Origin of the sequence: Catellatospora bangladeshensis, from assembly GCF_016862575.1 — a bacterium.
GTDB lineage: Bacteria > Actinomycetota > Actinomycetes > Mycobacteriales > Micromonosporaceae > Catellatospora > Catellatospora bangladeshensis.
The window spans coordinates 59149-71414 of the sequence record NZ_BONF01000033.1 but is presented as its reverse complement, the minus strand read 5'-3'; the positions used below and the strand labels follow the sequence as shown (position 1 = coordinate 71414).

Annotated in this window: 11 protein-coding genes; 4 read left to right on the top strand and 7 right to left on the bottom strand. The window is 72.3% G+C overall.

Annotated elements, in window-relative coordinates; translation table 11 throughout:
• Positions 1-8 precede the first annotated feature (8 nt).
• Both Cba03nite_RS26935 and Cba03nite_RS26930 read left to right on the top strand, forming a co-directional pair.
• A complete protein-coding gene (locus tag Cba03nite_RS26935; protein ID WP_203751793.1) occupies positions 9-1034 on the top strand; it encodes an aspartate-semialdehyde dehydrogenase in 1026 nt (341 codons plus the stop codon).
• Positions 1035-1186: 152 nt separating this feature from the next.
• Complete coding sequence (locus Cba03nite_RS26930) at positions 1187-1696, top strand: hypothetical protein (protein ID WP_203751778.1); 510 nt, start codon at positions 1187-1189, stop codon at positions 1694-1696.
• A 74-nt stretch (positions 1697-1770) separates the two neighbouring features.
• Here Cba03nite_RS26930 and Cba03nite_RS26925 read toward each other — a convergent pair whose 3' ends face one another.
• A complete protein-coding gene (locus Cba03nite_RS26925; protein WP_239126029.1) occupies positions 1771-2274 on the bottom strand; it encodes a GNAT family N-acetyltransferase in 504 nt (167 codons plus the stop codon).
• Positions 2275-2416: 142 nt separating this feature from the next.
• Here Cba03nite_RS26925 and Cba03nite_RS26920 point away from each other — a divergent pair, with 142 nt between their 5' ends.
• Positions 2417-2956: an AAA family ATPase gene (locus Cba03nite_RS26920; protein WP_203751775.1), complete on the top strand. Its 540-nt coding sequence runs from the start codon at positions 2417-2419 to the stop codon at positions 2954-2956.
• Between the two features lie 4 nt (positions 2957-2960).
• On the opposite strand, the gene Cba03nite_RS26915 is transcribed toward Cba03nite_RS26920, so the two are convergent.
• Genes Cba03nite_RS26915 through Cba03nite_RS26895 form a run of 5 tightly spaced genes read right to left on the bottom strand, consistent with a single transcriptional unit; the run spans position 2961 to position 8802 of the window.
• Positions 2961-4004 (bottom strand): ABC transporter ATP-binding protein, encoded by a 1044-nt coding sequence (locus tag Cba03nite_RS26915; protein WP_203751773.1) that lies wholly within the window; start codon positions 4002-4004, stop codon positions 2961-2963.
• 58 nt (positions 4005-4062) lie between these two features.
• Positions 4063-5031, bottom strand: coding sequence for an ABC transporter ATP-binding protein (locus Cba03nite_RS26910; protein WP_203751770.1), 969 nt, complete (start codon positions 5029-5031; stop codon positions 4063-4065).
• Positions 5028-5912, bottom strand: coding sequence for an ABC transporter permease (locus tag Cba03nite_RS26905; protein WP_203751767.1), 885 nt, complete (start codon positions 5910-5912; stop codon positions 5028-5030). The genes Cba03nite_RS26910 and Cba03nite_RS26905 overlap by 4 nt, the downstream gene beginning before the upstream one ends.
• On the bottom strand, positions 5909-6925 hold the full coding sequence (locus Cba03nite_RS26900; protein ID WP_203751764.1) for an ABC transporter permease: 1017 nt from the start codon (positions 6923-6925) through the stop codon (positions 5909-5911). Before Cba03nite_RS26900 ends, Cba03nite_RS26905 begins: the two co-directional genes overlap by 4 nt.
• Positions 6922-8802 carry an ABC transporter substrate-binding protein gene (locus tag Cba03nite_RS26895; protein ID WP_203751761.1) on the bottom strand — a complete coding sequence of 627 codons (1881 nt, stop codon included), beginning with the start codon at positions 8800-8802 and terminating at the stop codon, positions 6922-6924. The genes Cba03nite_RS26900 and Cba03nite_RS26895 overlap by 4 nt, the downstream gene beginning before the upstream one ends.
• A 49-nt stretch (positions 8803-8851) precedes the next feature.
• Between Cba03nite_RS26895 and Cba03nite_RS26890 the strand changes: the two genes are divergently transcribed.
• Positions 8852-10912, top strand: a complete 2061-nt coding sequence (locus Cba03nite_RS26890; RefSeq protein WP_203751759.1) for a S9 family peptidase — start codon at positions 8852-8854, stop codon at positions 10910-10912.
• A gap of 96 nt (positions 10913-11008) precedes the next feature.
• On the opposite strand, the gene Cba03nite_RS26885 is transcribed toward Cba03nite_RS26890, so the two are convergent.
• Positions 11009-12010: a hydroxyacid dehydrogenase gene (locus tag Cba03nite_RS26885; protein WP_239126028.1), complete on the bottom strand. Its 1002-nt coding sequence runs from the start codon at positions 12008-12010 to the stop codon at positions 11009-11011.
• Positions 12011-12266 lie beyond the last annotated feature (256 nt).

Here is a 12266-nt window from a genome sequence, read left to right as displayed (position 1 = left end):
CTGTACGCATGAGAATCGGCATTGTCGGAGCCACGGGCCAGGTCGGCGGCGTCATGCTCCGGGTCCTCGCGGAGCGCAACTTCCCCGTCGACCAGCTGCGGCTGTTCGCCTCGGCCCGCTCGGCCGGGCGCACCCTGCCGTGGCAGGGCACCGAGGTCACGGTGGAGGACGCGGCCACCGCCGACTACACCGGGCTCGACATCGTGCTGTTCTCCGCGGGCAAGACCACCTCGCTCGCGCTCGCGCCGAAGGTCGCCGCGGCCGGGGCGGTCGTCATCGACAACTCGTCGGGCTGGCGCCTGGACCCGGACGTGCCGCTGGTCGTCGCCGAGGTCAACCCGCAGGCCGCCAAGCTGCGCCCGAAGGGCATCATCGCCAACCCGAACTGCACCACCATGGCCGCCATGCCGGTGCTGCGCCCGCTGCACGACGAGGCCACCCTCACCGGCCTCATCGCCAGCACCTACCAGGCCGTCTCCGGCACCGGCCTGACCGGCGTCGACGAGCTGCACGAGCAGGCCAGCGCCGTGATCGGCGAGGCCCGCGCGCTCACCCACGACGGCGCGGCCGTCGACTACCCGGCGCCGAAGGTGTACGCGCACCCGATCGCGTTCAACGTGCTGCCGCTGGCGGGCTCGCTGGTCTCCGACGGCTCGTTCGAGACCGACGAGGAGCAGAAGCTCCGCAACGAGAGCCGCAAGATCCTCGGCATCCCCGACCTGCCGGTCTCCGGCACCTGTGTCCGCGTGCCCGTCTTCACCGGCCACTCGCTGCAGATCAACGCGCGCTTCGCGAACCCGATCAGCCCCGAGCGCGCCCGCGAGCTGCTCGCCCACGCGCCCGGCGTGCTGCTCGCCGACGTCCCCACCCCGCTCCAGGCCGCCGGCCAGGACCCGACCTACGTCGGCCGCATCCGCCGCGACGAGACCGCCCCCAACGGCCTGGCCCTGTTCTGCTCCAGCGACAACCTGCGCAAGGGCGCCGCCCTCAACGCCGTCCAGATCGCCGAACTCGTCCGCGCAGAACTCTCCTAACCCAAAGGAAGGGCACCTTCTTAACGCTATGCGTAGAAGAAGGTGCCCTTCTTAACGCCCGGCGCCGGAGCGCCGCGAGGGCCGTGTGCGGGTGCTGTGAAGACCCTGTGCAGGCAGGCCGTTTAGGCCGGTCGCGGTGCTGCAATGAGGGCGTGAGCCACAACCCCTACCGGGCACCACTCGCTCCCGGGCGGCCCGCGGTCGCCCCCGCGGCGTTCACCCCCGCCTCGACTCCACCGGCACCCGGCGGCACCGGCGCCGCTGTCTTCCCCAACGCCGCGCGCCCGAGCGCAACCGGCGCAACCGGCGCGGTCGGCGACGGCATCGTCACCCCGGTGCAGCGGCGGCGTTTCAGGGTCCGGCGGGTACGCGCAGGCATCGGCCTCGCGCTGGTCGGGCACGGGGTCGCGGTCACCCTGCCGGTCCTGCCCGCGCTGATCAAGGTGATGCTCGGCGGTCCCGGCAGCGACGGCACGGTCGCCTACGTGCTCAGCGCCGTACTGGCCCAGCTGGCGCTCGCCGCGATGGTCGTCGTCCTCGGCGTACGCCGCACCGCCGCGCGCGACGGCGCCGGAGCGGTGGGCCTCGCCCTCGGCTGGCTCGCCGGTGCCCCGGCGGCCCTGCTCGCGGGCATCGCCATCGCCGTCACGATCGCCGTCTGAGCCGCCACCGACCCGGTGCTGACCATCACGCAGATGCTTCCGCGTCCGCCGGACGTCGCGGCAGCCGGGCGCGATCAGCCGCGGGACGCCGCCAGCGCTCGGCGCATGGCTATACGCCGGCCGAGGACGTCCAGGCCGAGTTCGGCCTCATGCGTCCGGATCTCCTGCAGTCCCGGGGTGAGCAAGGTCAGCTCGGTGAAGCCGCGGCGGGCGTAGTACGGCGCGTTCCAGGGCACATCGGCGAAGGTGGTCAGGGTCATCGCCTGGTAGCCTGAGCCGGCCGCCCACGTGCAGGCGGCTTCCAGCAGTGCGGTGCCGATGCCCCGGCCGGAGTGGCCGGGATGGACGGACAGCTGCTCCAGGTGCGCCAGGCCGTCGACCTCACCCAGCCGCGCGAACCCCACCGGCGGATCTCCCGCGACCAGCACACACCTCGCCTCGGCCAGCTCCTCGGCGCTGCCCGGCGGCGGCAGCGGCCCGATCCCCGCGTCGTGGAACGGCCCGTCCGAGGCCAGCTCCACCTCCACCAGCAGCGGCAGCTCGGCCGCCCGTGCCGGGCGCACCCGCACCTCGCTCATCCCGCTCCCCTCCCGCTTCCGCGACCGCATACCCCCTGGATCTTGTGCAGCTCGTGTCGCCGGAGCAGCACCAAACGCACAAGATCCACCGAACGCCGACCCCGAGAGGGCTGAGACTATGGCAACGGCACAGGAACGGCTCGTGGTTATCACCGGCGGCCCCGGCACGGGCAAGACGACCCTCATCGAGTCCCTCCGGGCAGGGGGATACGCCACCGCGCCGGAGGCCGGGCGGGCGATCATCCAGGACCAGGTGGCGATCGGCGGCCGGGCGCTGCCGTGGGCCGACCCGGCGCTGTTCGCGGAGACGATGCTGGCCTGGGAGCTGCGCTCCTACCGCTGGGCGCTGGAGCAGCCGGGCGTCGTCTTCTTCGACCACGCGATGCCCTCGCTGGCGTCTTATTTCGAGCTGGTCACCGGTGCCGTGCCCGGCCACGTCGCGGAGGCGGTGCGCCGGTGCCGCTACCGCGGGCGGGCCTACCTCGCCCCGCCGTGGGCGGACATCTTCTGCAACGACGCCGAGCGCAGGCAGACCTTCGCCGAGGCGCTGCACCTGGACGTGCTGGTACGCGAGGCGTACGCGCGTTACGGGTACGAGCTGGTGGAACTCCCCCGCTGCCCGGTGGCGCAGCGGGTGGAGTTCCTCCTCGACGACCTGCGCCGGCATCCGGCCGCGGTCTGACGGCTCAGGCCGTGACCGCGCCGGTGGGCGTGCCGCCGGCCGCGCCCGCGATGCCGTCGCCGACGTGGCCCGCGAGCAGGCACGCGGCGGCGTGCGGGCCGTGCAGCGGCAGCACCGGCAGCGACTCGGTCGTGCAGCGCTGCGCCACCCCGGCCCGCGCGGCGAGGCCGTCGGCCAGGGCCGGGCAGCGCGGATGGAAGCGGCAGCCGGTGGGGATGCGCGACGGGTCGGGCGACTCGCCGCTGAGGATCACCGGCTCCCGCCCGCTCGCCTCGGGCAGCACCGACAGCAGCGCCGCCGTGTACGGGTGCCGCGGCGCGGCGAGCACCTGCTCGGTGCGCCCGACCTCGACGATGCGGCCGAGGTACATCACCGCGAGCCGGTCGGCGATGTTCCAGGCGAGGCCGAGGTCGTGCGTGACGACCAGCACGGACAGGCCCAGCTCGGCGCGCAGCGACAGCAGCAGCGCCAGGATCTCGCCGCGCACCGAGGCGTCCAGCGACGCCACCGGCTCGTCCGCGATGATCAGCTCCGGCTCCAGCACCAGCGCCCCGGCGATGACGACGCGCTGGCGCTGGCCGCCGGACAGCTCGTGCGGGTAGCGGCCGAAGAAGCGCTCCGCCGGCCGCAGGCCCGCCTGGGACAGCGCCTTGGCGACCAGCGCCCGCTCGTCGCCGGGCACCCGGTGGATGCGCAGGCCCTCGGCGACGGCCTCGTACACCGTGCGCCGGGGGTTGAGCGCGCCCGTCGGGTCCTGCAGCACCAGCTGCACCCTGCGGCGCAGCGCCTTGAGGCCCTTTCCGCTGTAGTCGATCGGCCTGCCGTGGTGCAGCACCTGCCCGGCGTACGGCTTCTGCAGGCCGAGCAGGGTCCGGGCCAGTGTGGTCTTGCCGCTGCCCGACTCACCGGCCAGCGCCACGATCTGTCCCCTGTCGACGGACAGCTCGACCCCGTCGACGGCCCGGACCGGCGGGACGCCCTTGCCGCGCCCACCGAACCCGACGTGCAGGTTCCGCGCCTCCAGCACCGGATGCACCGACACGGTCATGCCGCCGCCTCGCTTCGCTCGGCTCCGTCGTCACCGGCGGAGGTCAGGACTCGCGCGTTCATGCCGCACCTCCCACGTGTACGCAGGCGGCGCTGCGCTCGGCGTCGACCGTGCGCAGCCGGACGTCGTACTGCACGCACTCGGGCAGCGCCACGGCGCAGCGCGGCGCGAAGGCGCACCCGCCGCCGAGCTCGCGCGGGTCCGGCGGATCACCGGGCAGGCCGCGCGGCGCCCGGCGCGAGGCCGGGTCCCCGATGACCGGGAACGCCCCCGCCAGCGCCTGCGCGTAGGGGTGCGCGGCGTCGGTGAAGAGCCGGTGTCCGGGACCCTGCTCGACGACGCGCCCGGCGTACATGACCGCGACCCGGTCGCAGGTGGACGCGAGCACGGACAGGTCGTGGCTGATCAGGATCAGGCCCACGCCCCGCTCCCGCACCAGCTGCTTGAGCAGCGACAGGACCTGGGCCTGCACCATCACGTCGAGCGCGGTGGTCGGCTCGTCCGCGATGATCAGCTGCGGCGAGCAGGCCAGCGCCATGGCGATCATGACGCGCTGCTTCTGCCCGCCGGACAGCTCGTGCGGGAACGACTCGGCCCGCCAGGCCGGCACGCCGACCTGTTCCAGCAGCTCGCCGACCTGCTTGCGGGCTGCGGCGGCGGACGTCTTCGGCGCGTGCAGCGTGATCGCCTCGGCGATCTGGCGGCCGATGGCGCGCACCGGGTTGAGCGCGTGCATCGCGCCCTGGAACACGATCGACGCCTCGTTCCAGCGCACCGCGCGCAGCCGGCCCCAGCTCATCTTCAGCACGTCGGCGCCGTTGAGCAGGATCTCGCCGGACACCTCGGCGTTGCCGGGCAGCAGCCGCAGCACCGCGCCCGCCATCGTCGACTTGCCGCAGCCGGACTCCCCGGCCAGCCCGAGCGTCTCGCCCGCGGCCAGGCTCAGATCGACCCCGCGGACCGCGGGCAGCGGCATCCCCCGATCCCGGTACGCCACCCGCAAGTCCTTGATCTCCAGAAGACTCATCGGCCCTCCAGCCTCGGGTCGAGGATTCGCTCCAGGGCGCGGCCGCACATGTTGAAGGCGCGGACCACCAGGACCACGGCGACGCCGGGGAAGACGATCCACCACCAGGCTCCGCGGTCGATCGCACCCTGCGAGTAGGCGTCGTCGAGGATCCGGCCCCAGGACATGCGCAGCGGGTCGCCGAGCCCGAGGAAGGACAGCGTGGTCTCCGCGATGATCGCGATCGACACGGTCAGCGTGGTGTTGGCCAGCACCAGCGGCATCACGTTGGGCAGCACGTGCCGGGTCATCTGGTGCCAGTGCCCGCCGCCCAGCGCTTTGGCCCGTTCCAGATAGGGGCGCGCCTCGATGGCCATGGTCTGCGCCCGGACCAGGCGGGCGGTGCTCGACCACGACGTCACGCCGATCACGATGATCACCGCGAACAGCTTGGGCACGTCCGCCGGGAACACGGTGGCCAGCACGATGGCCAGCGGCAGGTACGGGATGACCAGGAACCACTCGGTGAGCCGGTTCAGGGTGCCGCCGGTGAGGCCGCGGAAGTGACCCGAGGCGATGCCGATCAGCGTGCCCAGGATCATCGAGATCACCGTGGCGGCGAGTCCGACCAGCAGCGTGACCTGGCCACCGTGCAGGACCATGGTCAGCACCGACCGGCCGTAGTGGTCCGTGCCGAGGAGGAAGTCCCACGACGGCGGCGCCACCGACGCGCCCTCGGCCTTGGTGACGTCGAGCCCGGCGGGATCGGCCAGCACCGGGGCGAGCAGCGCCAGCAGCCCGAACAGCACCAGCACGAGCAGGCCGGACATGCCCTCCCGGTCGCGCAGGAAGGCGCGCCAGGCACCCGAGCGCCGCGACCGGGCGGCGGTCACCGCGCTCATGCGGCACGCACCCTCGGGTCGAGCAGCGGCATCAGCAGGTCGGCGACGAGGTTCATGACGATCACTCCTGCCGAGAAGACCAGGAACAGGCCCTGCAACAGCGGGATGTCCGGACCGCGCAGCGCCTCGTAGGTGAGCCGGCCCAGGCCCGGCCAGGAGAACACGGTCTCGACGGTGATCGCGCCCGCCACCACGAAGCCCATGCTGAGGAAGAACAGCGTCATCGACGGCAGCAGCGCGTTGGGCAGCGCGTGGCGGCGCAGCACCAGGTCGTCGCGCAGGCCCTTGGCGCGCGCGGTGGTCAGGTAGTCGGCGCGCCGCTCGTCCAGGATCGACGACCGCATGATCAGCGAGTACTCGGCGACGTAGACGACGGCGAGCACGGTCACCGGCAGCACCATGTGCCAGAGCACGTCGAGCCAGGCGGGCAGGGTCGAGCGGGGGTCGTTCATGCCGCGCGCCGGGAAGATGCCGTACCGGTTGAGGAAGACCAGCAGCACCAGGCCGAGCAGCCACTCGGGCATCGAGTAGAAGGTGACCGCGGCGCTGGAGCCCAGCCGGTCGAACCGGCTGCCCTGCCGCCACCCGGCGCGGGCGCCCAGCCACACGCCGAGCACGGCCGCGATGACCAGCGCGGTGCCCGACAGCAGCACGGTGGGCCAGAACCGCTCCATGATCACATCGGTGACCTTGGCGTGCTGGCTGAAGGAGACGCCCAGGTCGCCGCTGAACACGCTCTTGACGTACTTGCCGAACGCGACGTCCCAGCTGTCGTTGAGGCCGAGCCGTTCGCGCAGCTCGCGCAGCGCCTCCGGGTCGGCGTTGCGGCCGCGCGGCGCGAACGCCTTGGCCGGGTCGCCCGGCAGCACCCGGAACAGGAAGAAGTTGACGACCACGACGAAGACCAGCATCAGCACCGCGGACAGGCACTTGCGCAGGACGTACGCCACGGACAGGGCCCGGCGGGGCCGGCGCGTCACCGCACCGGCCCCGCCCGCTGATGACCCGGTCATTCCCGGTCGTCCGCGTTCGAGCGCCGCCTCAGCACCACGACCGCGCCGCCGATGAGCAGCACGAGCACGACGCCGCCGACCACCCAGAGCACCATGCCGCCGGAGCCGGAGTCCGGCTCGCCCGCCTGCGCGGTGACCGGCTTGAGGTTGCGGTAGCTGTGCGTGCCGTACTGGAAGGCGAGGATGCCGCCGGCGGAGGGCTGCGGCACGAAGCCGGTGAAGCGGTCCGACCGGTACGCCTCGGACTGGTTGTAGTAGTACGTCAGCGAGTACGCGACGTCCTCGTACAGCAGCTTCTGCGCCTCCTTGACCTTCTCGGCGCGCTTGGCCGGGTCGATCATCGTCTGCTGCTCGGCGTACAGCTTGTCGAACGCCTCGCTGCAGTAGAAGCTGTCCGACCAACCCGCGGCGATCTCGCCGTCCTCCTCGTAGGAGCGCTGCTCGCAGGTCATCACGGAGAGCTGGAAGTCGGGGTCGGGCTCGACCACCCAGCCCCACTCGAACAGGTCGAACTCGCCCTTGCCGAGCACCGCGGTGAGGTTGTCCTCGCTCATGATCGAGACGGTGGCCTCGATGCCGATCTCCTTGAGCCAGGAGCGCACGTACTCGGCCGTCTGCTTGGAGTACTCGGAGCTGTCCCGGCCGAACAGCCGGAACTTCAGCGCCTTGCCGTCCTTGGCCCGGATGCCGTCGGCGCCCTTGGGGTAGCCGGCCGCGTCCAGGATCGAGTTGGCCTTGGCCAGGTCGAAGGCGCGCTCGGCGCTGCCCGGGTTCCAGTGCAGGTCGGCGTAGATCGGCGGGATGACGCCGGTGGCGGGGCCGCCGTGGCCGTTGAGCACCTTGGTGACCAGCGTCCTGCGGTCGATGGCGTGGTCGATGGCGAGCCGGACCTGCTTGTCCTTGAGCGCCGGGTGGCCGTCGCCGATCGCCTTGCCGTCGGTGGTCGCCGCGCCGAGGTTGTAGCCGATCTCGTTGAAGCCGTAGTACTTCGCGTCGTTGACGGTGATGCCCGGCTCCTTGACCAGCGTCTCGGCGATCGCCGCGGGCAGGTCCTGGGCCATGTCGATCTCACCCTGGCGCAGCGCCTGGGCCAGCGCCGTGTCGTCGGCGAACACCGTGAAGATCAGCTCGTCGATGTTCGGCGCGCCAGCGAAGTGCTGCTTGTTCGCGGTGAACCGGTAGAACTGGCCCTTCTTCGCCTCGGCCAGCTGGAACGGGCCGGAGCCGACCACGTCCTTGTCGTTGGCGAAGGTCGCCGCGTCCTTGGCGCTGACCTTCGACCAGACGTGCTCGGGCAGGATCGGCACCGCCAGCCGCAGCATGATCGGGCTGGGCTTCTCGACCTCCATCACCACGGTGTGGTCGTCCGTCGCCGTGATCTTGGTGATGTTGTCGACGTAGCTGCTGTACTGGCCGTTGGCCGTCTCGTCGTCCTTGGCCCGCTGGAACGTGTACACCACGTCCTTGGCGGTGAGGTCGACGCCGTCGGACCACTTCACGCCCTTGCGGAGGTGGAAGGTCCAGGCCTTGCCGTCGGCCGAGGTCTCCCACCTCTCCGCCAGCCACGGCTCGGGGGCGAAGTCCCTGGCCGCGCTCGTGGTCAGGTAGTCGTACATGAGCTGGTAGGTCTCGAACGCGCCGGCCACCACGCCGACGTACGGGTTGAGCGAGTCGATGTCCTGCTTCACGCCGATCACGAAGCTGGTCTTGCTGCGCTCGGACGCCGCCGGGGTGGGCGTGCCGTCCGCGACGGCGGGCGCGGCGGCGACACCGAGCAGGGCCAGCGCGGCCGTCGCCGCCACCGCCAGCCGCGCCCAGGGCCGGCGCGCTGACTGATTGGTCAACCAGGACTTTGGAGCAGGAGGGGTGCTGCTCATCAGTTCTCTCCCTTGGTGCCCGGGGGCGTGGCGGGTAGGGTGCCCGGTCATGCCGCACGATCTCGACAACAGCGAAGTCCCGCCGGCCGCGCCCGCCGAACCGCGCCAGTACGAGCTGCACGGCCGCCGGTGGACCGACGCTTACGGGTGGATGCGCGACCATTCCGACCCGCGGTTTCTCGCGTATCTGCGCGCCGAGCGCGAGTACTGCGATGCCGCCGCCGGCCGGCTGGAGGGCCTCCAGACCGAGGTGTTCCACGAGGTGGAGCAACGCCTCCTGCCGACTGAGTCTTCAGTCAGTTGGAGACATGGTTCACGTTTCTACTACACCCGGACCGTCGCCGGTAGTGAGTACGAGCAGTTCTTACAGACCGGACATGACGGTGACGCCGACCGGGTGCTGCTGGACGGGGCCCTCCTCGCGGGTGCCGACGGTTTCGCCGAGATCGGGCTGCGGGAGCCGAGCCCCGACAACACGCTCCTGGCCTACTCCGTGGATACCACCGGGGACGAGGTCTATCGATTGAGGTTCCGCCGGTTGGCGACGTTGACCGACCTTTCGGAGGAGCTGCCCCGTACGTACTACACCGGGGCGTGGAGCGCCGACTCCCGCTCGTTCTTCTACACCGTGCACGACGAGCTGTTCCGCCCGCACCAGGTGTGGCGGCACGTCATCGGCACCCCGGCCGAGGCCGACGTGCTGGTGCTGCAGGAGGACGACGCCCGGTTCGAGCTGACGGTGCGCGCGTCCCGGGACGGCCGCTGGATCATGATCGAGGCGCGCTGCCGGGACACCGCCGAGTGGCACCTGATCCCGGCCGCCGCGCCGGACACCGCCCCGGCCGTGGTCGCCCCGCGGCGCAAGTGCGTCGACTACCGCGTCGACCACGCCGACGGGCGCCTGGTCATCGTCACCGACGACGGGGCGCCCGAGTTCCGGGTGATGACCGCCCCGGTGGACGACTCCGGCCGGGAGCACTGGACCGAGCTGTTCGCGCCGCGACCCGGCGAGCGGATCACCGCATGCCACGCGCTGCGCGGGCACTGGCTGGTCGAGCTGCGCCGGGACGGCTTCCCGCTGCTGCGCGCGGTGGACCGGGCCACCGGGTCCGAGGTGGAGATCGGCGCGGGCATCCCTGCCGGGCACGTCCGGCTCGCCACCCCGTTCGAGTACGACGACCGCACCGTCACCATCGCCGTCGAGTCGCTGATCGAACCGCCCGCCTGGTACACCGCCGACCTCGGCACCGGCGCCCGCGAGCTGCGCAGACGGCGCGAGGTGCCCGGCTACGACCCGGGCGCGTACCGCACCGCGCGGCGGCACGCGACCGCGCCCGACGGCACGCTCGTCCCGGTGACGCTGGCCTGGCACGCCGACACCCCGCTCGACGGCACCGCCCCCGCCCTGCTCTACGGGTACGGCGCGTACGAGTCGGTGCTCGACCCCGAGTTCGACCCGGTGCTGCCGAGCCTGCTGGACCGGGGTGTGATCTACGCGCTCACCCATCCGCGCGGCGGCGGCGAGAACGGCCGCGGCTGGTGGCAGGACGGGCGCCTGGCTGCCAAGGCCAACACCTTCACCGACCACCTCGCGGTCGCCGACTGGCTGGCCGAGGGCGTCGCCGACGGCACCCGGCTGGGCACGCGCGGCCTGTCGGCCGGAGGGCTGCTGCAGGGCGCGGTCTACACGATGCGGCCCCAGCGCTGGGCGGCCGTGGTGGCGGAGGTGCCGTTCGTGGACGTCGTCACGACCATGCTGGACCCGGACATCCCGCTGACCGTCAACGAGTGGGACGAGTGGGGCGACCCCCGCAAGCCGGAGGAGTTCGCCTGGATGCGGGCGTACTCGCCGTACGACAACCTGCCGTCCGGTCCGCGCCCGCCGCTGCTGGCCACCGGCGCGCTGCACGACCCCCGGGTCATGGTGCACGAACCGGCCAAGTGGGTGGCCCGGCTGCGTGCCACCGCCACCCCCGCCGACGGCCCCGTCTACCTGCGCACCGAACTCGGCGCGGGCGCCCACACCGGCCCCGCCGGCCGCTACGCCCACGCCCACTACGAAGCCGAGATCGCCACCTTCCTCCTCCACCACCTCCGCGCGACGTCCTAGATCCTCCAAGTTGCCTGGCAGACGGGCGTATGGCGGCGCAAGATACGCCCGTCTGCCAGGCAAGTCGGGCGATCATGGCTCGCCGGGCCCGGGAGGTCAGGCGAGGACGGGGAGTTGGTGGGCGTGGACGGTGCCCGCGAGGGGGGTGCCGGAGAGGAGGCGTTCGACCTCGGCCACGGCGTACTCGCCCAGGCGGCGGACCTCGGTGCCCTGGACACCGGCGAGGTGCGGGGTGATCCAGACGTTGGGCAGGGCGAACAGGGGGTGCCCGGCGGGCAGGGGCTCGGGGGCGGTCACGTCGAGGACCGCGTCGATCCGGCCACCGGCGCACGCACGGACCAGCGCCTCGGTGTCGATCAGGGAGCCCCGGGCGGTGTTGATCACGATCGCGCCGTCGGGCAGCAGCGCCAGCCGCCGCTCGTCGATCAGGTGGCGGGTCTCCGGCAGCTCGGGAGCGTGCAGGGTGAGCACGTCGCTGCGGCGGCACAGGTCGTCCAGCCCGGCCGGTTCGGCACCCAGCGCGAGCGCGTCGGCGGCGGCCAGGTACGGGTCGCTGACCAGCGCCCGGAACCCGGCGGCGCGCAGCCGCGTGATCACCTTGCGCCCGATGCGGGACGCACCGACCACGCCCACCGTGCGTCCGTCGTTGCCGGACCGCTCGCCGACGGAGAAGGTCGTCGCCCGGCCCTCGGCGTACCGGCGCGCGTGGGCGAAGGCGCGCTTGCCCGCGAGTTGCAGCACGGCGAGGGTGAAGTCGACGACCGGGTCGGCGTTGGCGTCGGCGGCCGAGGAGACGGCGATGCCGCGCGCGAACACCTCCGGGCCGATGTGGTGCTTGACCGAGCCCGCCGCGTGGATCACCGCGCGCAGCCGCGGCATGGAGTCCAGCAACGGGCCCGTCAGCTCCGGGCAGCCCCAGCCGGTGACCAGCACCTCCACCTCGGACAGCCCGGCGCATCCGCCGAATCCGGCGACCACCCCGGGCGCGGCCAGGCGCAGCGCCGCGGCGAGCCGCGCCATGAGGTCGTCGGGCAACACCACGGTCGCCGCCGACGGTGACATCACGACGAGCCCGGCGGGTCGGTCCGGCTGACTCACGGCGTCTCCTAGTAAACGTTTGCTGTACGGAATCAGGACCGTAACCGGACATCCGAGCGAGGTCAACAGCTCAGCACCGGCGATGCGTCACGGGATGGAAACGGATACTTGACGGCCTCGTAGAAAACGGTTTAGTTTCTGTCTCCGCCGGGGACGGTGATCTGAGCCACTCCCGGCACCCGAGACCGGGCCCCAGGGCTGGGGCTCTGAACTGCGAAAACATTCCGCTACGATCCGATTCCCCCCGCAAAGGAGC